A 20,455-nucleotide genomic window follows, 5' to 3' on the forward strand; every position below is an offset into this window, starting at 1 on the left:
GGCGGGAGTGGGTTGTGGCCACACGAGCACCTGAGAAGCAGCGTCACCTCAGCACGGCCGCGGAGGCGGCCAGCGACCAGGATCTGCGCACGTACGTGCTGGATACCTCGGTGCTGCTGAGCGATCCGCGTGCACTCTTCCGGTTCGCGGAGCATTCCGTCGTGCTGCCGGTCGTCGTCGTCACCGAACTCGAGGGGAAGCGTCACGACCCCGAGATCGGCTACTTCGCACGGCAGGCGCTGCGGCACCTCGACGAGCTCCGCGTCGAACACGGACGCCTCGACTTCCCGGTTCCCGTCGGTGACGGCGGCACGCTCCGCGTCGAGCTGACGAACACCGACCCGACCGTCCTCCCCGCCGGCATGCGCCTGGGCGACAACGACACCCGTATCCTCTCGGTCGCGATGCACCTCTCGCAGGAGGGGCAGACCGTCACCGTCGTGTCGAAGGACCTGCCGATGCGTGTGAAGGCGGCATCCCTCGGTCTCCACGCCGAGGAGTACCTGGCGGAACAGGCCATCGACTCGGGCTGGACCGGCATCGCGTCGATCGACGTCTCGGGCGACGACGTCAGCGACCTCTACGACAGTGAGGTCGGTCTCAGCGAAGACGTGCGCGGGCTCCCCGTGAACACCGGCCTCGTCGTCCACTCCGAGCGCGGATCGGCGCTCGGCCGGGTCACCGACAAGAACGGCGGGTACAAGCTCGTCCGTGGCGACCGTGACGTCTTCGGCCTGCACGGCCGCTCGGCCGAGCAGCGCATCGCGATCGACCTGCTGCTCGACCCCGAGGTGGGCATCGTGTCGCTCGGCGGTCGCGCCGGCACCGGCAAGTCGGCGCTCGCGCTGTGCGCGGGCCTGCAGGCGGTGCTCGAGCAGCAGCAGCAGAAGAAGATCATCGTCTTCCGCCCGCTGTACGCCGTCGGCGGTCAAGACCTCGGCTTCCTGCCTGGCGACCAGGGCGAGAAGATGAACCCGTGGGGTCAGGCGGTCTTCGACACCCTCGGCTCGGTCGTCTCCGGCAACGTCCTCGAAGAGGTGGTCGCACGCGGGATGCTCGAGGTCATGCCGCTCACGCACATTCGCGGCCGTTCGCTCCACGACGCGTTCGTGATCGTCGACGAGGCGCAGTCGCTCGAGCGGAACGTCCTCCTCACGGTGCTCAGCCGCATCGGCCAGAACTCGCGCGTCGTGCTCACCCACGACGTCGGACAGCGCGACAACCTGCGGGTCGGCCGCCACGACGGCATCGCTTCGGTGATCGAGACGCTCAAGGGCCACGGCCTCTTCGGCCACGTCACCCTGACCCGCTCCGAGCGCTCCGCCATCGCCGCCCTCGTGACCGATCTCCTCGAGGCCGGCGAGCTCAGCTGACCCGCGACGCCGACGGTCCCCGACTGCACGTCGGGGGCCGTTCGCGTTGCGCGGCATCCGCTCGGCCCGCCCTGCCCGCGAGAAACCATGCCAGCGCGAGAAACCAGTCCTGCGCGGGTTTCTGGCGAGGAACGTGGTTTCTCGCGAGCGACCGGGCAGCGGTCAGCGCCGCCGGGTCAGTCCCAGCGGTAGCCTTCGCCGCGGACCGTCGAGATGTGGTCGTGGCCGAGCTTCGCGCGCAGGTAGCGCACGTACACGTCGACGACGTTCGAGCCCGGGTCGAACTCCAAGCCCCACACGCGGCTCAGCAGCACCTCGCGGGTGAGCGTCTCGCCGGGGTTCTTCAGGAACTGCTCGGCCAGGGCGAACTCGCGAGCGGACAGGTCGACGTCGCGGCCGTTCACCGTCGCGCGCCGCGCGAGGATGTCGAGCGTGATCGCGCCACGGCTGAGGACGGGAGCGGATGCCACGCTGTCGCGCAGCCGCGACCGCACGCGCGCCATCAACTCGGCGACCGCGAACGGCTTCGGCACGTAGTCGCTCGCGCCGGCGTCGAGGCCTTCGATCGTGTCGCTCGTGCCGCTGCGCGCGGTGAGCATGATCACGGGCGTCGTGATGCCCTTCGATCGCAGGGCGCGGAGCACCTGGAAGCCGTCCATCGAGGGGAGCCCGACGTCGAGCACGATGACGTCGATGTCCCCGTCCGCCGCCGCGTCGAGTGCTTCGGGGCCGTCATCGGCGCCGATCGCCTCCCATCCTTCGGCGCGGATCGCGCGTGAGACGAGCGAGACGATGTGGGGCTCGTCGTCGACGATCAGGATGCGGGTCATTCAGTGGCCTCTCGCTGCAGGAGGACATCACCGGCGCGCAGCGGCGAAGGCAGCGCCTCGCCCGTGCCGATCGGGATCTCAAGGGTGAACGTAGCACCGCCGCCGGGGGTGTCCACGACGGAGCAATGACCGCCATGTGCCTTCGCGATCGCGTCGACGATGGCGAGGCCCAGCCCCGATCCGCCGTCGCGTCGTTTGACGGCGCCGCGGTCGAATCGACCGAACACGCGTCGGCGCATGGCCGGAGGGATGCCGGGGCCGTGGTCACGCACCCAGATCTGGGCGCCGGCGGCGTGCAGCGCGCTGCCGATCTCGATCGGCGTCCCGGCGGGGGAGTACTTCGCGGCGTTGTCGGCGAGGGCGACCCAGGCCTGCAGGAGTCGGTCGCCGTCGCCGCGGATGACGCCGTCGGCGAATTGCTCGACGCTCCACTCGTGGTCGCCGATCACCGCCACCATCCCGGCGACACGCTGTGTCAGGCCGGCGAGGTCGACGTCGCGGTACGAGAGCTGTCCGCCCTCGACGGTCGCGAGCAGGTCGATGTCGCCGATGAGGCGCGTCATCCGGTCGAGCTCTGCCATGCCGAGGGTGCGGATCGACTCGACGTCGTCGGGGTCGGTGGCATCCATCACCTCGAGATGCCCGCGCACGATCGTGATCGGCGTCTTGAGCTCGTGCCGCACGTCGTCGAGCAGCCGACGCTGCGCGTCGAACGCCCGCTCGACGACCTCACGGGCGGCGGGTGCCGCGTCGGCGCGGCGCTCGAGCACCGCCCACGCCACGACCGCGACGCTCACGAGCGCGATCAGTGCCGCGAGCAGCCACGCGAGCGCCACCCACCCGGCCGCCTCGGGGGCGAGGAGCAGGGTGACGACGAGCGCCGCCGCACCCACGGCCACGAGGCCGGCAGCCGAGACGGAGACGAGGATCCCCAGGCCCGGCGTGCGAAGGAGTGCGGCGGCGCTGTTCACCGTCTGATTCTCAACCCGGGTGGGTCATGGAGAGAAGGTCGAGCTTCTCGTCGAGCTGAGCCTCGGTCAGGTCGCCGCGCTCGACGTAACCGAGGTCGATGACCGCCTCGCGCACCGTGATGCCCTTGGCGACCGAGTGCTTGGCGATCTTCGCCGCAGCCTCGTACCCGATGAGCTTGTTCAGCGGCGTCACGATCGACGGCGACATGCCGGCGAACGCGGCGGCGCGCTCGACGTTGGCCTGGAGCCCGTCGATGGTCTTGTCGGCGAGCACGCGCATCGCGTTCGAGAGCAGACGGATCGACTCGAGAAGCGCCGTGCCCATGACGGGGATCGCGACGTTCAATTCGAACGAGCCCGACGCACCCGCCCACGCGACGGTGGCGTCGTTGCCGATGACGCGCGCGCAGACCATGAGCGTCGCCTCGGGGACGACCGGGTTGACCTTGCCCGGCATGATCGACGAGCCCGGCTGCAGGTCGGGGATGTGGAGCTCACCGAGACCGGTGTTCGGGCCCGAACCCATCCAGCGGATGTCGTTGTTGATCTTCGTCAGCGACACGGCGATGGTGCGGAGGGCCCCCGATGCCTCGACGAGACCGTCGCGGTTCGCCTGCGCCTCGAAGTGGTCCTTCGCCTCGGTGATCGGCAGCTCGGTCTCGGCCGCGAGCAGCGCGATGACCTTCTGCGGGAAGCCGAGCGGCGTGTTGATGCCGGTGCCGACGGCGGTGCCGCCCAGGGGCACCTCGCCGACGCGGCCGATGACCGCCTGCACGCGCTCGATGCCGAGGCGGATCTGGCGGGCGTAGCCGCCGAACTCCTGGCCGAGGGTGACGGGAGTGGCATCCATCAGGTGGGTGCGACCGCTCTTGACGACGCCCTTCCAGGCCTCGGCCTTCGCCTCGAGGGCGACAGCGAGGTGGTCGAGCGCGGGGATCAGGTCGTCGATCAGGGCCTGCGTGACGGCGATGTGCACCGACGTCGGGAAGACGTCGTTCGAGGACTGCGACGCGTTGACGTGGTCGTTCGGGTGCACCGTCGCACCGAGCTTCTGCGTCGCGAGCGTCGCGAGGACCTCGTTCATGTTCATGTTCGACGACGTGCCCGAGCCGGTCTGGTACGTGTCGACGGGGAAGTGGGCGTCGTAGGCACCGGATGCCACCTCGTCGGCAGCCCACGCGATCGCGTCGGCGATGCCGCCGTCGAGCGTGCCGAGCTCCTTGTTGGCGAGCGCCGCCGCCTTCTTGATGCGTGCGAGCGCCGCGATCTGCGTCGACTCGAGGCCGCTGCCCGAGATCGGGAAGTTCTCGACGGCACGCTGCGTCTGCGCGGCGTAGAGCGCGTCCTTCGGGACACGCACCTCGCCCATCGTGTCGTGTTCGATGCGGTATTCGATCGGTTCAGTCATGTCGTGCACGTCCTCGTTTCTCGTGACTGGTCAGTTCTGGGCGTCGGTCAGGCCGACGACGACATCGGGGATCGCGGTGCCGTCGGCGAGGCGATAGTTCGCGCCGACGATCGCGAGTCGGTTCTCGGCGACCGCCTCGGAGATGAGTTCGGACGCGCGCAGAATGCCGGCGACGGTGTCGCGCAGGTGCTCGCGCCCGACGGTCTCGGCGTCGACCGTCTCGGCCGTCGCGCCGTCGGACACCTTCAGCACGCGGCGGACGGCCGGCACGATCGGCGCGACCTGGCGCCAGATGTTCGCGGGCAGAGCCGGCGCGTCGGCGCCGGTCGAATCGATCGCGGCCCGCACGGCACCGCACTCGTCGTGGCCGAGCACGACGATGAGCGGCACCTGCAGTACGGCGACGGCGTACTCGAGGCTACCGATGACCGAGTCCGAGACGACCTGGCCGGCGTTGCGGACGACGAACAGGTCGCCGAGGCCCTCGTCGAAGATGATCTCGGCCGCGAGGCGCGAGTCTGAGCAGCCGAAGAGCGCGGCGGTCGGGCGCTGCACGTGTGCGAGTTCGTGGCGGCGTTCGGCGTCCTGACGCGGATGCCGCGGCTCGCCTGCGACGAAACGGCGGTTGCCTTCGAGCATCGCGTTCCAGACGCCGGTGGGGGTAGTGGTCTCGCTCACGGTGTGTCCTTTCGCAGAGCCTGGATCTGATCGCCGAGGCCGTCCGCGACCGATTCGACCTGCTCGGCGGTCGCCGCGCCCGAGATCATGATCGTGTCGGGGCCGGCGTCGGTGGCGATCGCGTAGCTGATGTTGTCGACGGGGGCGGCGAGGTCGTACTCGTCCCACTCGATGCCGTCGATGGTGATGGTTCCAGTCGGTGCGAACCCGCCGAGTTCCTGTGCCGCCCAGTCGTCCTCGACCGACAGCGCCTGCGAGACGCGGACGAAGCCGGATGCCGGTGCGTACACGACCCGCCACACGCCGCCCTCGATGCGGGCGGAGTTGACGCGCCACCCCTCGGGCGCTTCGGGGACGAGCACCGCGTGCCCGACCGCTTCGGCGGCGCTCGCGGCGGCGGTGTCGACGTCGACCGCGGCGGGCTCCTCGGGCGTGCCGCGGGGCACGCCGAGATACACGACCGCGACGATCGCGACGCAGACCAGCATCGCGGCGACGAGGTTGCGGAACGTCTTGCTCGAGCGGTACCGCTGGGATGCCGCGGCCTTGCGCGCGGCGGTCTCGTCGGCGGTCTCGGGGCGGCCGAGTTCGGCGACGATGCGCTGCTTCGCCATCAGTCGGCGTCTCCGGACGGGCGAGCCGCGTCGAGGCGGCGCTTCGCGCCCAGCAGCCACTCTTCGCAGCGGGCCGCGAGGGCTTCGCCGCGGGTCCACAGCTCGAGCGACTGCTCGAGGGTCGGTGCGCCCTGCTCGAGCTGCGCGACCACCTGGACGAGCTCGTCGCGGGCCTGTTCGAAGCTGAGCTTTTCGACGCTGGGATTCGACACGTCGGCGGCGTCGCTGGTCATACTGTCCATCCTAGGTCGGCGAGTCGCCTGCCGATGCCGCCCCGGACTCCGCGATCTCGCCCTCGGAGCGTGCCGCGAACGAGCCGCGGCCGACGGTCACGACGACCGCGTCGCCCGGCTGCGCCTGCGCGGCATCCCGCACGATCACCCCGTCGGCCAGGTGGGCGATCGCGTACCCGCGGTCGAGGGTCGCGCCGGGGGAGAGGGCGCGCAGCGATGCCCGGAGCTCGGCGGTCGTGCGGGCCGCGGCATCCATCTGCCGTCGCACGACGTCACGACCCCGGGTCGTGAGCGACCAGAGCTCCTGCGTGCGGCCGGTGAGCATCGAGGCCGGGTCGCGCAGCACCGGGCGGGACCGCAACTGCTCGAGGCCCGCGATGTCGTGCGCGATGCGCTGCGTCAGCCGCGTGCGGGCGCGGGCGCGCAGCTGCTGGACGAGCGCTCGCTGCTCGCTCACGTCGGGGACGACCCGCTTCGCGGCATCGGTCGGCGTCGACGCGCGCAGGTCGGCGACGTCGTCGAGCAGCGGCCGGTCGTTCTCGTGTCCGATGGCCGAGACGACGGGAGTGGATGCCGCCGCGACGGCACGGATGAGCTTCTCGTCGCTGAACCCGAGGAGCGTCTGCGGGTCGCCACCGCCGCGGGCGATGATGATGACGTCGACCTCGGGGTCGGCGTCGAGGGTCTTCAGCGCCGCGATCGTCTCGGGTACGCAGCGGTCGCCCTGCACGGCGGCGTGGATCGTGCGGAACCGCACGTGCGGCCAGCGCAGCTCGGCATTGCGGTGCACATCCTTCTCGGCGTCGCTGCGCTCGCCCGTGATGAGCCCGATGACGTGCGGGAGGAAGGGGAGTGGCCGCTTGCGGGAGGGGTCGAAGAGCCCCTCGGCGCGGAGCGTCGCGCGCAGCCGCTCGAGTCGCTCGAGCTGATCGCCGAGGCCGGTGTGGCGCATCGAGGTGACCGTGAAGCTGAAGTCGCCCGTCTTGACGAAGTAGTCCGCCTTCACGCACGCCACGACGCGGTCGCCGACCTTCAGATCGTCGGAGGTGCGCTGCAGCGTGGACGACCACATCCGGAACGAGAGCATGCCCTCGCCCGAGGCATCCTTCAACCGCCCGAAGACATGCCCGCCGCGCAGATTCCACGCGGTGATCTCGGCCTCGACCCAGACCGCGCCCCACTTCTGCACGAAGTCGCGGATGGTCTCGTTGAGGCGCGACACCGACGTGGGCGTCTGTGGTGACGAATCGCGGGGGTGCACCGCGTCGGGCGGCGGGGTGTCGCCGGCTGCGGGCTGGAAACTCGTCACGGTCACCCATCTTGGCGCACACGTCCCACACCCAGGTGCGGGTTCGTAGAATCAGACTGTGACCTCCGCACCCGTCTCGCTGCCCATGCCCCGCATTCCGGGAGCCCGCGGACGCCTCGTCGACCTGCCCGTCGCCGGGCGCAAGCGCGTGCTCCTCGCCGCGCCGCGCGGTTACTGCGCGGGCGTCGACCGTGCGGTCATCGCCGTCGAGAAGGCGCTCGAGCGCTACGGCGCGCCGGTGTACGTGCGCAAGCAGATCGTCCACAACATCCACGTCGTCACCGAACTCGAGGCGCAGGGCGCGATCTTCGTCGATGAGGTCGACGAAGTCCCGACCGGCGCGCACGTCGTGTTCAGCGCCCACGGCGTCTCGCCGGCCGTCGTGAACGCGGCATCCGATCGCGGCCTCCAGGCGATCGACGCGACCTGCCCGCTCGTGACGAAGGTGCACCGCGAAGCCGTGCGCTTCGCGCGCGACGACTTCGAGATCCTCCTCATCGGGCACGACGGTCACGAAGAGGTCGAGGGCACCGCCGGCGAGGCGCCCGATCACGTCACCGTCGTCAACTCGCCCGCCGAGGCCGACACGATCGTCGTGAAGGACCCGGACAAGGTCGTGTGGCTCTCGCAGACGACGCTGTCGGTCGACGAGACGATGGACACGGTCCGTCGCCTGCGCGAGCGGTTCCCGAACCTGCAGGACCCGCCCTCCGACGACATCTGCTACGCCACGCAGAACCGCCAGGTCGCGATCAAGAAGGTCGCGAAGGATGCCGATCTCGTGATCGTGGTCGGCTCGGCGAACTCCTCGAACAGCGTTCGCCTCGTCGAGGTCGCCCTCGAGTACGGCGCGAAGGCCGCCTACCGCGTCGACTACGCGCACGAGATCCAGCAGGAGTGGCTCGAAGGCGTCGAGACGGTCGGTGTGACCTCCGGCGCCTCCGTGCCCGAGGTGCTCGTGCAGGAGGTGCTGGCAGATCTCGCCGGTGCCGGCTACGGCGACGTCGCCGAGGTGAAGACGGCGGAGGAGGACCTCATGTTCTCGCTGCCGAAGGAACTGCGTCAGGACCTCGCCGGCAAGCGCGACGAGCGCGCGCTCGGGGGACGCACCCGCTCGTGAGCGACCTGCGCCCGAGGCCCCAGTACGGCGAGTACGCGACGCCGGAAGAGCAGCGCGCCGCGATCAAACAGCCGCTGCCCGAACCGGTCGTCGCCCCGGAGCAGGTGCCGCCCGCGCGGCATCCGCACCCGCCGACTGGGCCCGCGACCACCGTCGCGGCACGACCCACCCGACTCGCCGACCGCATCATCACGATCGCGCTGCTCACCTACGGCCTGCTCACCGTCATGGGTGCGGCGCCCCAGATGGTCGACTTCACCGGCTTCGCCGAGACCTGGATGCAGGTCGCCGGGGTCGAGGGCGAGTTCACGAACATCTCCGCCGGCAACGCGTGGGGCATCGCCGCCGCCTGCATCTTCATCGGCGGATGGCTGCTCACCGCGTTCCTGTCGTGGCTGTCGCTCTCGCGCCGTCGCGTGACCTGGTGGATCCCGCTCGTGGGAGCGATCGTCACCTTCCTCATCGTGAGCGTGTGCCTCGCCGTGCCGATGGTCGGCGATCCCGCCGTCTCGGCCTACTTCATGAGCTGATTCGGCAGACGACGGCGATTTCGCCGACCACGGCTCGGTGGTTTGGTGGCATCCGACCCGCCTGATACATTCGCGCGTGCGCGGCGGCCCCACGTCGCGGCTACTCGGGAGGCTGACCGTGGCGCGAGGCGGGAATCGTCGTGGTGCGTGGGTGATCGGCGTGCTTGCGATCGCGCTCGCGGCGGGGTTGTTCGCGCCGCTGGAGGGCGCTTCGGCCCGTGACACCGCGGTGGCGACGACAGCAACGCCGACGCCGACGGCGACACCGACTCCCACAGCGACACCGCCCGCACCGCTCCGCTCCTTCACCACGATCCCGCGGCCCAAGGTGACCGGCACCCCGGTGTTCGGCAATACTCTGACCGCCGTCGCCGGTACCTGGAAGCCGACTGCGACGTTGCGCTACCAGTGGCGGCTCGAGGGGGTCGACGTTCCGGGCGCGACCGGGCGCACCTGGGTGCTCCCCGCCACCGCGATCGGCAAGCGCGTGAGCGTCAGGGTCGCCGGATCGCGATCCGGCTACCGCTCGCGGACCATCACCTCGAGCGTCACGGCGGTCGTCGCGCCGGGGACGCTGCAGGCGGCGACGCCGACGATCAGCGGAAGTCCCTCGGTCGGCGTGACCCTCACAGGCTCGATCGGCGCGTGGGCGCCCGAGCCCGACGCGGTGGTCTATCGGTGGCTGCGTGACGGCGAGCCGATCCCGAATGCGCGCAGCTCGACGTACGTGCCGGTCGCCGCAGACCTGTCACGCGCGATCTCGCTGCGGATCGCGGTCCGCAAGGCCGGCTATCGCACCGAGGCCCGCACGTCGAAGGCGGTCCGGATCGGGAGGGCGTTCACGGCGACGCCGGCGCCAACCGTCTCGGGCACCGTCGAAGTCGGCCAGACGTTGTTCGGCGCGCACGAGGCGTGGGGCCCCGGTCAGGTCACCATGCGCTACCAGTGGTATCGCGGCTCCGCACGTATCAGCGGTGCAACCAGCAGCTCATACACGCTGACTCGAGCGGATGCCGGTGCGCAGATCACGCTGTGGATCGGTGGCATTCGCGCGGGCTACACCTCGGAGCGCCGATCGAGCCCCGTGCTGTCGGTGCCGCGGCTGCTCACGGCGCCGACGACGATCAGCATGACCGGCACGCGCACCGTCGGGTCGGTGCTCACCGCGTCGATCGGGACGTGGGGTCCGTCGCCGGTGACGATCCGGTATCGCTGGTTGCGCGACGGTGAACCCATCGCGGGCGCGACCTCGCGCACGTACCGACTCACGGACGCTGATGCCCCGAGCCGGATCTCGGTCCGCGTGGCAGTCCTCAAGACCGGCTACACGACCGAGGTTCGCACGAGCGCCGCATCGGACATCAGGTGGGCGTTCACGGACGCGCCGACACCGACCATCACCGGCACGCTGGAGGTCGGAAGCACCCTGACCGCAAGCCCCGGTGCATGGGATCCCACCCCCGCGAAGTTCGCCTACCAGTGGCACGTCGACGGCAAGGCGGTCTCCGGCGCGACGAGCGTGACCTGGACGCTGCCGGCGTCGGCGGCCGGGCGCGCGGTGAGCGTCGCCGTGACTGCGAGCAAGCCCGACTTCGTGACGACGACGAAGACGAGCGCCGCACGATCGGTCTCGTGGTCGCTCGGCAGCACGGTCCTCCCGGGCACGACCATGCGACCGGGCGCCGTTGCGGTCTCACCGAACCGGAAGTTCCGCTTCGGCCTCATCGGCGACGGCAACCTCGCGCTCATGTCGGGCACGACGCCGCTCCGAACCGCGAAGACCACCGGATCGATCGACGCGATGCTCGAGTTCAGTCGCAGCGGGGAACTCATCGTCCGTGACCATGCTGACCGGATCGCGTGGCGGAGCGGGACGGACGGCCAGGGCGTCACCGCCTTGCAGCTCGGGAATGACGGCATCGCCGAACTCGTCACTGCCGACGGGCAGGTGAAGTGGAGCAGCGCGAGCCTTGCGGCCTTCTCGGAGTCGACCGCGGCCGCGGCATCCGTCCCGAGTCGATACGGGTGGGCGTTCCCGATCCGTCCGAGCGGCACGTTCACGACGTACGCCGGTCACAGTGGGGACGACATCGCCGCGCCAACCGGCACGCCCATCTACGCGATGCGCGGCGGCAAGATCTCGGTCCGTGAGGTGTGGATCACGTCGGGTTGTCCGTCATGGGCGCCGAACAACACGCGGCAGAAGGAAGTCGTCATCACCTCGACGATGGACGGCAAGCCGTTCGTGCAGGTCTACGCGCATCTGAGCGCGTTCTCGGTGAAGACCGGGCAGACCGTGAAGGCAGGGCAGAAGATCGGCGCTGTCGGTTCGACCGGCTGCTCGACCGGTCCGCACCTGCACACCGCGTTCACGGTCGACGGGCTCCGGTACGTAATGTATCCGCGCGACGTCCTCGGCCTGGTCTCCTACTGACGCCAACGATGAAGCCCCGGTCCGAGCGGACCGGGGCTTCGTCGTTGCTACAGCTGGTCAGACGCCCAGCGACTTGCCGGCGGAGCCGAGCTGCTGCGTGGCCTCGTTGACACGGTGCGCCATCGCCGATTCGGCGACCTTGCCCCACGCGCGCGGGTCGTACTGCTTCTTGTTGCCGACTTCGCCGTCGACCTTCAGGACGCCCTCGTAGTTGGCGAGCATGAAGCCGGCGACCGAACGCGTGAACGCGTACTGGGTGTCGGTGTCGATGTTCATCTTGACGACGCCGTTGCTGACGGCGAGGGCGATCTCCTCGTCGGTCGAGCCGCTGCCGCCGTGGAAGACGAGGTCGAGGGGCTTCGGGCCGGTACCGAACTGCGCAGCGATGCCCTCCTGGATCTCGCCGAGCAGCTCGGGACGCAGCTTCACGCCACCGGGCTTGTAGACGCCGTGCACGTTACCGAAGGTGAGGGCCGAAATGTAGCGACCCTGCTCGCCGAGGCCGAGCGCCTCGACAGCCTTCGAGACGTCGGCGACGGTCGTGTAGAGCGCGTCGTTCGATCCCTCGTGCGCGACACCGTCTTCTTCGCCACCGACGACACCGACCTCGATCTCGAGGATCGCGTTGATGTTCTTCATGCGGGGGAGCAGGTCCTTCGCGATCGCGATGTTCTCGTCGAGCGGCACGGCCGAGCCGTCCCACATGTGCGACTGGAAGATCGGGTTGCGACCGGCCTTGACCTCTTCTTCGGATGCCTCGATAAGGGGCAGGACGAAGCCGGGGAGGGCGTCCTTCGGGCAGTGGTCGGTGTGGAGCGCGACCGTGATGGGGTAGTTCTTCGCGACCTCCGTCACGTACTTGGCGAACGCGAGCGCGCCGGTGGCGCGGCCCTTGACCGTGTGGCCGGCGAAGTAGTCGGCGCCGCCGGTGGTGACCTGGAGGATGCCGTCGGAACCCGCCTCGGTCAGGCCCTGGAGGACGGCGTTGATGGTCTGCGAGCTCGAGACGTTGATCGCGGGGTAGGCGAAGCCGCCTGCCTTCGCGCGATCGAGCATGTCGGCGTACTGATCAGGGGTGGCGACGGGCATGTCAGCTCCTCGGGAAAGTCCGTTGATTCACTGGTCACTCTATCGAAGCGAGCTATGCCGCCGTTGGCCACCGGGGAGGGCGTGCACGCGCGCCGTGCGCGACGAATGTGGCCCATTTCGAAAGATTCGCGATTCCTTCACGCTTGGGCCCCCTCATCTTGTACGGACAAGCGGATGCCGCGCCCTAGGCTGAGCACCATGGTGAGCCTGACTGCCGATATGAGCCCTCTGCACCCCGACCGCAACCTCGCACTGGAGCTCGTCCGGGCGACGGAGGCCGCGGCCATTCGCTCGGTGCCGTTCATCGGACGGGGCAAGAAGGAGCTCGCCGACGGTGCCGCCGTCGACGCGATGCGGGCGTTCCTCACCACCGTGAACTTCGACGGCGTGATCGTGATCGGCGAGGGCGAGAAGGACAACGCGCCGATGCTCTTCAACGGCGAGCGTGTCGGCACCGGGCGTGGCCCGCAGGCAGACGTGGCGGTCGATCCGATCGACGGGACGACCCTGACCGCCGAGGGGCGCAACAACGCGCTGTCAGTGCTCGCGGTCGCCGACCGCGGCGCGATGCTCGACGCGTCGACCGTGTTCTACATGGACAAGCTCGTCACCGGTCCCGCGGGCGTTGGCGTCGTCGATATCCGCCTGTCGGTGACCGAGAACATCCACCGCCTCGCCAAGGCGCTCGGCAAGCCGGTCGACGAGCTGGTCGTCTCGGTGCTGAACCGCCCACGGCACGCTGCGCTGATCGAGGAGATCCGTGCTGCCGGTGCCGGGACGCGGCTGATGAGCGACGGTGACGTCGCCGGTGGCATCAACGCGGCGCGGCACAACGCCCGCACCGACATGTGCGTCGGCATCGGCGGGAGCCCCGAGGGCATCGTGACGGCGTGCGCGATCAAGGCGCTCGGCGGGCACATCCAGGGGCGGCTGTGGGCGCGCGACGACGATGAGAAGCAGCGCGGCATCGACGCCGGCTTGAAGCTCGACGGCCACGTCTACGAAGCCGACGACATGGTGCGCGGCAACAACACGATCTTCGTCGCGACGGGTGTCACCAACGGTGAGCTGGTCGCCGGTGTGCGACGTGAAGGGGACTTCGTCTACACCGAGAGTGTCGTCCTGCGCGGCGCGTCGGGCACGCTGCGGCGCATCTCGTCGGAGCATCTCACCTCGAAGTGGCTCTGACAAGGGACACGCTCGAAAGGCCGCATCCCACGGGGTGCGGCATCCGCTCTGGCAGAATGGTCCCCGGAGCCGGCGTCCGCCGGTATCGAATCCGTCCGTCAGGAGAGTGCGTCCATGCCCGCAGCATCCAGTGACCCGCGGACGGGTCAGCTCTCCCTCACGGGCCAGATCCCGGTGACGCCGACGGGGCAGATCCCCGTCGTGACCGGTCAGATCCCCGTCGTCTCGACGGTGCCGGTCATCGACGAGAACGACCCCGCGCGTCGCCCCGACGTGCTGCTGCGCCGCCGCATGCCTCCCGGGCACCAGATCAGCGCGTGGTGGATGATCGGCGCGTTCCTCGCCGTCTCGGGCGCGACGATCGCGCTCATGAACTTCTTCCCGGCCTGAGCCGCGGGAGCCGCTTCGCAGCTCAGTCGCGGTCGCGCACCCGTTCGCGGATGCCGCCGAGGTCGGCCGTCAATGCGCTGTCGGTCGTCCGCTGGTCGAGGTCGTCAATCCCCTCGAGCAGTTCCGGCGCCGTGAGGCGGCGCGGGCTGACGTCGATCGCCGGGGGAGCGGCGACGGCGTCGAGCTTCGTCTCGTCGATGCCGGGGAACCGTCTCGCGCTGACGAGAACGCGGCCTTCGAGCGATCCGGCGAACTTGTTGTAGCTGTCCACGGTGCGTTCGATCGCGCGGCGCAGGTCATCGGCGTGGCCGGCGAGCGATCCGAGGCGCTGGTACAGCTCGTTGCCGAGCTGGAAGAGCCGCTTCGCCTCGTCTGACACGTCCTGCTGGGTCCAGGTGTACGCGACGGTCTTGAGCACGGCCCAGAGGTTCACCGGCGAGGCCAGCGCCACACGACGGCCGAACGCGTACTCGAGCAGCGCCGGGTCTTCTTCGAGCGCGGCGGCGAGCAGCGACTCGCTCGGGATGAAGCAGACGACGAACTCGGGGCTGGTGTCGAGGCCCGACCAGTACTGCTTCTTCGCGAGCGCATCGACGTGCGCGCGGACCGCGCGGACGTGCTGGTTGAGGAGCTGCTTGCGGCGTGCGCCGGCGTCGCCGGTCGCGGTGACGGGGATCTCGGCGGCTTCGAGGTAGGCGTCGAGCGGCACCTTGGCGTCCACCGCGAGCGCCTTGTCGCCGGGAAGGCGCACCACCAGGTCGGGCCTGCCGGCACCGGCATCCGAGGTGATGGAGGTCTGCGTCTCGAAGTCGACGTACCGCGTGAGGCCGGCCGACTCGACGATGCGGCGCAGCTGCGTCTCACCCCAGACCCCTCGCGCACTGCCGGAGCGGAGCGCGCCTGCGAGCGACTCGGTCGTCGCGCGCAGCGCCTCGTCGGACTCGTGGGACCGGCGGAGCTGCTCAGCGAGTGAACCGTATTGCTCCTGCCTGTCGCGTTCGAGGTGCTCGACCTTCTGTTGCATCGAGGTGAGGGATTCCTGCACCGGTGCGAGGGCGCGCAGGAGCAATTGCTCGCGCCGTTCGCGCTCGTCGCGGGCTGCCTGCTCGGTGCGGGCTTGCGCGGCGAAGTCGCGCTGCAGTGAGCGTTGCTGCTCGAGCTGCGTCTCGAGCGAAGCGCGGCTCGCGTCGGCCGCGGCGAGGCGCGCGCTCAGCTGCTCGCGCCGTGTCGCGGCACGGGCGGACGAGGCGGCCCAGCCGGCGAGGAACCCTGCGGCGATACAGAGTGCGGCGAGGGCGATGACGAGTGCGGCATCCATGTGGACCATGGTGACGGGAGCCTCCGACATCCGTCGGCGCGGCGCGCGGTCAGGCGGCGACGTCGGCCTTCGCAGGCGCAGACGGCTCGGCCGGTGCAGTGACGACCATCTGCGGCACGCGCAGGCCGAGGAGCATCGCGAGTTCGACGACGTCGGTCGCGCCGGCGCGCGCGGCGGCGTCAATGACGATCAGCGCACACGCCAGCGCGTCCGCCGTCGCGTCATGATGCGCGAAGTCGAGGTGTCCGACGGCGGCGGCGACCGCGGGCAGGCGGTACGACGGCAGCTCGTAGGTCTTGCGCGAGACCTGGACGCTGCAGAGCGAGCGCGCCGCCGGCGGCACGAGGTCCGTCGCCTCGCAGGCGCTGCGCAGGACGCGCATGTCGAAGCCCGCGTTGTGGGCGACCAGCACGTCGTCGCCGAGGAACGCGAGTAGCCGGGGGTACTGCTGCGCCCAGGTCGGAGCGTCGGCGACGTCGGCTTCGGTGATCCCGTGGATGCTGGTGTTGATCTCGAAGAAGCGGTCGTGTCCTGCCGGCGGGCGGATGAGCCACCCCTCGGATGCCACCACGCGACCGTCCCGCACGCGGGCGAGTCCCACGGCGCATGCCGACGCGTTGGAGGAGTTCGCCGTCTCGAAGTCGATCGCGGTGAAGTCCAGGGGCATGCCTCCACCCTCGCGGCATCGGCGCGCGGCAGAAGCAGGCGCGCCGCGTAGACTCGAGTCCCGTGGCTCTCACCATCGGAATCGTCGGACTGCCCAACGTCGGCAAGTCCACCCTCTTCAACGCGCTGACCAAGAATGACGTGCTCGCGGCGAACTACCCGTTCGCGACGATCGAGCCGAATGTCGGTGTCGTGAACCTGCCCGACCCGCGGCTCGACAAGCTGGCCGAGATCTTCTCCAGCGAGCGCATCCTGCCCGCGACGGTGTCGTTCGTCGACATCGCCGGCATCGTGCGCGGTGCGAGCGAGGGGGAGGGGCTCGGCAACAAGTTCCTCGCGAACATCCGTGAAGCCGATGCCATCGCGCAGGTCGTGCGCGGGTTCGCCGACGACGACGTCGTGCACGTCGACGGTGCGGTCAACCCGAAGAACGACATGGAAACCATCAACGCCGAGCTGCAGCTCGCCGACCTCGAGACGCTCGAGAAGGCGATCGCCCGGTACGAGAAGGAAGTCCGCGGCAAGAAGCTCGACCCGTCGGTCCTCGAGGCAGCGAAGGCCGCCCAGGAGGCGCTGCAGCGCGGCGAGCTGCTGTCGGCGTCCGGCATCGACCTGAGCCCGATCCGCGAGCTCGGTCTGCTGAGCGCCAAGCCGTTCATCTTCGTCTTCAACGTCGACGAGGCCGTGCTGACGGATGCCACCCGCAAGGCGGAACTCGCAGCGCTCGTCGCTCCCGCGCAGGCCGTGTTCCTCGACGCGAAGATCGAGTCGGAGCTCGCCGACCTCGACCCCGAGGATGCCGCGGAGCTGCTGGCATCCACCGGTCAGGACGAGTCCGGGCTGGACCAGCTCGCCCGCGTCGGCTTCGACACTCTGGGCCTGCAGACCTACCTCACCGCGGGCCCGAAGGAGTCGCGCGCCTGGACGATCGGGAAGGGCTGGAAGGCGCCGCAGGCGGCAGGAGTCATCCACACCGACTTCGAGAAGGGCTTCATCAAGGCTGAGGTCATCTCGTTCGATGACCTCGTCGAGACGGGCTCGGTCGTCGAGGCCCGCGCGAAGGGCAAGGCCCGCCTCGAGGGTAAGGACTACGTCATGCAGGACGGCGACGTCGTGGAATTCCGCTTCAACAACTGACGGGGCGGATGAAGCCCTGATCAATGGGCGTTTCGCCCGAGTTCCTTTCGTGCGCAGTCCGCGAAGGGCCCGCGACTCTCGATCGGTGTGTAGCTCGCTACGTCCGCCGGTTGCGTGCAAGGAGGCTCCACACGCCGACGATCACCCCAGTGATGAGCGCGACGACCCCGAGCAGTCCCGCGACGACCTCGCTGGGTCTGGTGTAGCCGCTGGTACCGGTCGCGTCGGCGGAGATGCCGCGATCGCCCAGGGTGACCCAGAGCGTCCCGAGTGCGATCATCGCGCCGACAATGAGCAACGCGGATATAGCGAGCCCCGCGATGCGGAGCCTCGACGGACGGGTCGATGTGATGGGCGACCTTTCGCTTCGGTCGCGGATCGCAGCGCCCCTTGACCATCGTCGTGTCGGACACGCTCCGACGCCCGAGGAGAGGTTTGAGTAACCGCGTGAAGAAAACGGTACCGAGCGAACTCAACGTGGTGGAAGAACTCATGCTGATCGGAGCTGTGCGGAGCGTGCCGAGAACTCGGGCTGGCCGACGTCGAGGCAGCAGCTCGCCTCGGTGTCTCGCGAGTCACGCTCCGCCGTGTCATTCCCGGTCTTGCCGGTGTCAATGCGAACCTCGCGATTCGTCGCGATCTCCGCGCTAGAATTCTGTACATGACCGTTCTCTCGCTGGCAGACGCTCGGGCCTCACTCAGTAAGCACATCGAGTCGGCGTCGACGACGCACGAGCGTTTCGAGATCACTCGGAACGGCGCTCGTGTCGCGGTCCTGATGAGCGCCGAGGACTACGACGCGCTTGTCGAGACCGTCGACATTCTGAGCAGCCCCGACGAGGTTGCGGCGCTACGGGCGGCGATCGCCGAGCTCGAAGCGGGTGACGTGTCGTCCGCCGATGAGGTTCGCGCGGCGATGATCGCTCGTGGTCGGCTCTCTGAGTGACGCACCCGTACGGGGTCGTTTTCACACGATCGGCGAGGCGTGCGCTCGAAGTCTCACTCCCTGAGTCGGTGGCAGCTGCGGCGTTCGAGTTCATCGTCGGCCCGCTGGCGCAGAACCCTCGCAGAGTCGGAAAGCCGCTGCGCGAGCCGCTCGCACCGCTCTATTCCGCACGGCGCGGCGAGTACCGAGTCCTGTACCGCATCGAGGACGACCGACTGGTGATCGAGGTCGTGACGATCGAGCATCGCCGCGACGTCTACCGCCGCCGCTGAGGCATACCTCAGAGCAGCCGGCGCTCAGATGCCCACGCCGTCAGCTCGTGACGTGACGAGAGCTGCAGTTTTCGGAGCACGGCCGACACGTGCGTCTCGACCGTCTTGATCGAGATGTACAGCGACGACGCCACCTCCTTGTACGCATACCCGCGGGCGATGAAGCGCATCACCTCCTGCTCGCGCGCCGACAAGCGGTCGAGTTCGTCGTCGACTGCCGCTGTCTCGCCGGCCGCCGCGCCGAACGCGTCGAGCACGAAGCCCGCCAGTCGCGGCGAGAAGACCGCATCGCCGCCGGCGACGGCGTGCGCGGCCCGGCTCACCTCGGCGCCCGACGACCCCTTCGTGATGTAGCCGCGGGCACCGGCGCGGATCACGCGGACGACATCCTCCGCGGCATCCGAGACGCTCAACGCGAGAAAGCGGGTGCCCGGCGACGGCGCGGCCCGGATGACATCCTCGCCGCCCGTCGCATCGGTGCCGCTCCCACCGGGCAGATGCACATCGAGCAGCACAACATCGGGGTGCGTCGACGCGATCGTCTCGATGGCCGAGGGGACATCGGATGCCTCGCCGACGATCTCCACGGACTCGGCGAGGTCTGCCCGGAGTCCGGAGCGGAAGATCGAGTGGTCGTCGACGATCACGACCCGGATGCTGTCACTCACCGGCGCCGCCGACCGTCGACCCGAACTGCAGGTGCACCTCGGTACCGGCCTCGGACGACGTCACCGTGGCGGAACCTCCGGCACGGCGCATCCGTCCGATGATCGACTCCCGCACACCGAGCCGATCGCCGGGGACGGCATCGACCTCGAACCCCTCACCACGGTCGCGGATGAACACGTCGACACCTGAGGGGCGCCCCTCGATGAACACCGACACGTCGCCGCCGGCGTGGCGCGCCGCGTTCAGCATCGCCTCACGGGCCGCCGCGGCGATCTCGCCGCTCGCGCGCTCCGACGACAGGCCCGCCGAGACCACCTCGACGCGCACCGGATAGTCGAGCTCGAGCGCACCGCCGAAGTCGCGGAGGTCGGTCGGCAGATCACTGTCGGCGGGTTGATCGCCGTCGTACAGCCAGGCGCGAAGCTCACGCTCCTGTGCTCGGGCGAGCCGTGCGACCTCGCTCGACGCACCGCTGCGGTTCTGAATGAGGGCGAGCGTCTGCAGTACTGAGTCGTGCAGGTGCGCGGCCATCTCGGCCCGGTGCTCCTCGCGAATGCGGGTGATGCGCTCGTGCGAGAGTTCCCGCAGCTTCACGATCACGTTGGTGGATGCCAGCGCGACCAGGCCTGCGACGGGGAGAAACGCCAGCAAAACGGTGACACTGCTCGTGGCGAAGCGATCGAGCGGGATCAGCAGCGCGACGACGAGCGCGATCACGGATGCGGCGCGGACGAGGAACGCGTGTCGGGCTCCCCGCGAGGGGTCTGCGCGATCGACGAGCGCCGCCCATGTGCCGGCGGCTACCGCGAGCGCGACGGTCGCGGAGAGCGTCGCGGCAAGGAGCATGGGGAACTCCCGAAGGAAGTCGGGCGAGATCATCCACCATTCGCCCCACGGGTCACGCGTGGCCGGGATGAGCGCGAGGAGCCCCGCACCGGTCGCCGCGAGCAGCAGCCATGCGACGGGGGCCGAGCGGGTGACCGTGTCGGAGCCGGCCTCTCGCGGCGTCACCGCCCAGATCCACGCGTAGAGGAGGACGCCCGCGCCGCCGAGAAGTCCCAGCACGATGAAGAGCGCGCGGATGACGTCGACCGGTGCACCGAGGTGGCGAGCGACCCCGGCGCTGACGCCCGACACCGCGCACGCACGGGGGAGTGTCAGCGGAACGCGGAGGGATGCCGGCCGCTTCGGACGCACGGGGCGCGGCGGAGCGGCGGCGAGCACACCAGCAGAGGTCGACATGCCGCAATCAAACCATCGGTTTGGTGTCGAGCGATGAG

The 20,455-nt window shown here is 69.7% G+C and carries 22 protein-coding genes; 9 read left to right on the plus strand and 13 right to left on the minus strand.

The features are described 5' to 3' along the window. The first annotated feature begins 14 nt into the window (after positions 1 to 14). Positions 15 to 1,373, plus strand: a complete 1,359-nt coding sequence (phoH2, locus tag QNI14_RS03040; protein WP_283714724.1) for an RNA 5'-3' helicase PhoH2 — start codon at positions 15 to 17, stop codon at positions 1,371 to 1,373. Positions 1,374 to 1,549: 176 nt separating this feature from the next. Here phoH2 and QNI14_RS03045 read toward each other — a convergent pair whose 3' ends face one another. Genes QNI14_RS03045 through xseA form a run of 7 tightly spaced genes read right to left on the minus strand, consistent with a single transcriptional unit; the run spans position 1,550 to position 7,416 of the window. Beyond that, positions 1,550 to 2,203: a response regulator transcription factor gene (locus QNI14_RS03045; protein ID WP_283714725.1), complete on the minus strand. Its 654-nt coding sequence runs from the start codon at positions 2,201 to 2,203 to the stop codon at positions 1,550 to 1,552. After that, a complete protein-coding gene (locus tag QNI14_RS03050; protein ID WP_283714726.1) occupies positions 2,200 to 3,174 on the minus strand; it encodes a sensor histidine kinase in 975 nt (324 codons plus the stop codon). Before QNI14_RS03050 ends, QNI14_RS03045 begins: the two co-directional genes overlap by 4 nt. A 10-nt stretch (positions 3,175 to 3,184) precedes the next feature. Beyond that, complete coding sequence (locus QNI14_RS03055) at positions 3,185 to 4,582, minus strand: class II fumarate hydratase (protein WP_283714727.1); 1,398 nt, start codon at positions 4,580 to 4,582, stop codon at positions 3,185 to 3,187. Positions 4,583 to 4,612: 30 nt separating this feature from the next. Then, positions 4,613 to 5,221 (minus strand): carbonic anhydrase, encoded by a 609-nt coding sequence (locus tag QNI14_RS03060; protein ID WP_430539236.1) that lies wholly within the window; start codon positions 5,219 to 5,221, stop codon positions 4,613 to 4,615. A gap of 35 nt (positions 5,222 to 5,256) precedes the next feature. Further along, the gene (locus tag QNI14_RS03065) at positions 5,257 to 5,874 is read right to left on the minus strand and encodes a DUF4245 family protein (protein ID WP_283714729.1); all 618 of its coding nucleotides are present in this window, start codon (positions 5,872 to 5,874) and stop codon (positions 5,257 to 5,259) included. Further along, entirely contained in the window at positions 5,874 to 6,107 is a 234-nt protein-coding gene (locus tag QNI14_RS03070) for an exodeoxyribonuclease VII small subunit (RefSeq protein WP_283714730.1), read from the minus strand. Before QNI14_RS03070 ends, QNI14_RS03065 begins: the two co-directional genes overlap by 1 nt. 10 nt (positions 6,108 to 6,117) lie before the next feature. After that, positions 6,118 to 7,416 (minus strand): exodeoxyribonuclease VII large subunit, encoded by a 1,299-nt coding sequence (gene xseA / locus QNI14_RS03075; protein WP_283714731.1) that lies wholly within the window; start codon positions 7,414 to 7,416, stop codon positions 6,118 to 6,120. Between the two features lie 85 nt (positions 7,417 to 7,501). Between xseA and QNI14_RS03080 the strand changes: the two genes are divergently transcribed. The 3 genes from QNI14_RS03080 to QNI14_RS03090 all read left to right on the plus strand — a co-directional run bounded on the left by QNI14_RS03080 (position 7,502) and on the right by QNI14_RS03090 (position 11,500). Beyond that, complete coding sequence (locus QNI14_RS03080; RefSeq protein ID WP_283714880.1) at positions 7,502 to 8,536, plus strand: 4-hydroxy-3-methylbut-2-enyl diphosphate reductase; 1,035 nt, start codon at positions 7,502 to 7,504, stop codon at positions 8,534 to 8,536. Next, positions 8,533 to 9,066, plus strand: coding sequence for a DUF6264 family protein (locus tag QNI14_RS03085; protein WP_283714732.1), 534 nt, complete (start codon positions 8,533 to 8,535; stop codon positions 9,064 to 9,066). The genes QNI14_RS03080 and QNI14_RS03085 overlap by 4 nt, the downstream gene beginning before the upstream one ends. Positions 9,067 to 9,217: 151 nt before the next feature. Next, positions 9,218 to 11,500 carry a peptidoglycan DD-metalloendopeptidase family protein gene (locus QNI14_RS03090; protein ID WP_283714733.1) on the plus strand — a complete coding sequence of 761 codons (2,283 nt, stop codon included), beginning with the start codon at positions 9,218 to 9,220 and terminating at the stop codon, positions 11,498 to 11,500. Positions 11,501 to 11,557: 57 nt separating this feature from the next. On the opposite strand, the gene fbaA is transcribed toward QNI14_RS03090, so the two are convergent. After that, positions 11,558 to 12,589 carry a class II fructose-bisphosphate aldolase gene (gene fbaA, locus QNI14_RS03095; RefSeq protein WP_283714734.1) on the minus strand — a complete coding sequence of 344 codons (1,032 nt, stop codon included), beginning with the start codon at positions 12,587 to 12,589 and terminating at the stop codon, positions 11,558 to 11,560. Between the two features lie 198 nt (positions 12,590 to 12,787). On the opposite strand from fbaA, the gene glpX reads away from it, so the two are divergent. Then, entirely contained in the window at positions 12,788 to 13,777 is a 990-nt protein-coding gene (gene glpX, locus QNI14_RS03100) for a class II fructose-bisphosphatase (RefSeq protein ID WP_283714735.1), read from the plus strand. Positions 13,778 to 13,891: 114 nt separating this feature from the next. Next, a complete protein-coding gene (locus tag QNI14_RS03105) occupies positions 13,892 to 14,167 on the plus strand; it encodes a hypothetical protein (protein ID WP_283714736.1) in 276 nt (91 codons plus the stop codon). A 22-nt stretch (positions 14,168 to 14,189) separates the two neighbouring features. Here QNI14_RS03105 and QNI14_RS03110 read toward each other — a convergent pair whose 3' ends face one another. Next, positions 14,190 to 15,485, minus strand: coding sequence for a DNA recombination protein RmuC (locus QNI14_RS03110; RefSeq protein ID WP_283714738.1), 1,296 nt, complete (start codon positions 15,483 to 15,485; stop codon positions 14,190 to 14,192). A gap of 49 nt (positions 15,486 to 15,534) precedes the next feature. Next, positions 15,535 to 16,152: a 3'-5' exonuclease gene (locus tag QNI14_RS03115; RefSeq protein ID WP_283714740.1), complete on the minus strand. Its 618-nt coding sequence runs from the start codon at positions 16,150 to 16,152 to the stop codon at positions 15,535 to 15,537. 62 nt (positions 16,153 to 16,214) lie between these two features. Between QNI14_RS03115 and ychF the strand changes: the two genes are divergently transcribed. Next, positions 16,215 to 17,288 (plus strand): redox-regulated ATPase YchF, encoded by a 1,074-nt coding sequence (ychF, locus tag QNI14_RS03120; RefSeq protein ID WP_283714741.1) that lies wholly within the window; start codon positions 16,215 to 16,217, stop codon positions 17,286 to 17,288. Between the two features lie 97 nt (positions 17,289 to 17,385). On the opposite strand, the gene QNI14_RS03125 is transcribed toward ychF, so the two are convergent. Next, positions 17,386 to 17,568, minus strand: coding sequence for a hypothetical protein (locus tag QNI14_RS03125; protein WP_283714742.1), 183 nt, complete (start codon positions 17,566 to 17,568; stop codon positions 17,386 to 17,388). 381 nt (positions 17,569 to 17,949) lie between these two features. Here QNI14_RS03125 and QNI14_RS03130 point away from each other — a divergent pair, with 381 nt between their 5' ends. Then, positions 17,950 to 18,234: a type II toxin-antitoxin system Phd/YefM family antitoxin gene (locus QNI14_RS03130; protein ID WP_283714743.1), complete on the plus strand. Its 285-nt coding sequence runs from the start codon at positions 17,950 to 17,952 to the stop codon at positions 18,232 to 18,234. A 68-nt stretch (positions 18,235 to 18,302) separates the two neighbouring features. Continuing rightward, complete coding sequence (locus QNI14_RS03135; protein ID WP_347177822.1) at positions 18,303 to 18,506, plus strand: type II toxin-antitoxin system RelE family toxin; 204 nt, start codon at positions 18,303 to 18,305, stop codon at positions 18,504 to 18,506. An 8-nt stretch (positions 18,507 to 18,514) separates the two neighbouring features. On the opposite strand, the gene QNI14_RS03140 is transcribed toward QNI14_RS03135, so the two are convergent. After that, positions 18,515 to 19,174: a response regulator gene (locus QNI14_RS03140; RefSeq protein WP_283714745.1), complete on the minus strand. Its 660-nt coding sequence runs from the start codon at positions 19,172 to 19,174 to the stop codon at positions 18,515 to 18,517. Then, positions 19,167 to 20,417, minus strand: coding sequence for an ATP-binding protein (locus QNI14_RS03145; RefSeq protein WP_283714747.1), 1,251 nt, complete (start codon positions 20,415 to 20,417; stop codon positions 19,167 to 19,169). Before QNI14_RS03145 ends, QNI14_RS03140 begins: the two co-directional genes overlap by 8 nt. Positions 20,418 to 20,455: the final 38 nt, after the last annotated feature.

It is taken from the genome of Microbacterium dauci, assembly GCF_030065535.1.
Taxonomy (GTDB): Bacteria; Actinomycetota; Actinomycetes; order Actinomycetales; family Microbacteriaceae; genus Microbacterium; species Microbacterium dauci.

What these genes read in the sequence shown, in the direction of transcription:
- QNI14_RS03065 (WP_283714729.1), bottom strand. Translation starts at nt 5,874, where the DNA reads ATGGCGAAGCAGCGCATCGTCGCCGAACTCGGCCGCCCCGAGACCGCC.
- QNI14_RS03045 (WP_283714725.1), bottom strand. Translation starts at nt 2,203, where the DNA reads ATGACCCGCATCCTGATCGTCGACGACGAGCCCCACATCGTCTCGCTC.
- QNI14_RS03055 (WP_283714727.1), bottom strand. Translation starts at nt 4,582, where the DNA reads ATGACTGAACCGATCGAATACCGCATCGAACACGACACGATGGGCGAG.
- glpX (WP_283714735.1), top strand. Translation starts at nt 12,788, where the DNA reads ATGGTGAGCCTGACTGCCGATATGAGCCCTCTGCACCCCGACCGCAAC.
- fbaA (WP_283714734.1), bottom strand. Translation starts at nt 12,589, where the DNA reads ATGCCCGTCGCCACCCCTGATCAGTACGCCGACATGCTCGATCGCGCG.
- QNI14_RS03125 (WP_283714742.1), bottom strand. Translation starts at nt 17,568, where the DNA reads ATGATCGCACTCGGGACGCTCTGGGTCACCCTGGGCGATCGCGGCATC.
- QNI14_RS03110 (WP_283714738.1), bottom strand. Translation starts at nt 15,485, where the DNA reads ATGGATGCCGCACTCGTCATCGCCCTCGCCGCACTCTGTATCGCCGCA.
- QNI14_RS03060 (WP_430539236.1), bottom strand. Translation starts at nt 5,221, where the DNA reads ATGCTCGAAGGCAACCGCCGTTTCGTCGCAGGCGAGCCGCGGCATCCG.
- QNI14_RS03145 (WP_283714747.1), bottom strand. Translation starts at nt 20,417, where the DNA reads ATGTCGACCTCTGCTGGTGTGCTCGCCGCCGCTCCGCCGCGCCCCGTG.
- QNI14_RS03130 (WP_283714743.1), top strand. Translation starts at nt 17,950, where the DNA reads ATGACCGTTCTCTCGCTGGCAGACGCTCGGGCCTCACTCAGTAAGCAC.
- QNI14_RS03105 (WP_283714736.1), top strand. Translation starts at nt 13,892, where the DNA reads ATGCCCGCAGCATCCAGTGACCCGCGGACGGGTCAGCTCTCCCTCACG.
- QNI14_RS03070 (WP_283714730.1), bottom strand. Translation starts at nt 6,107, where the DNA reads ATGACCAGCGACGCCGCCGACGTGTCGAATCCCAGCGTCGAAAAGCTC.
- QNI14_RS03115 (WP_283714740.1), bottom strand. Translation starts at nt 16,152, where the DNA reads ATGCCCCTGGACTTCACCGCGATCGACTTCGAGACGGCGAACTCCTCC.
- QNI14_RS03080 (WP_283714880.1), top strand. Translation starts at nt 7,502, where the DNA reads ATGCCCCGCATTCCGGGAGCCCGCGGACGCCTCGTCGACCTGCCCGTC.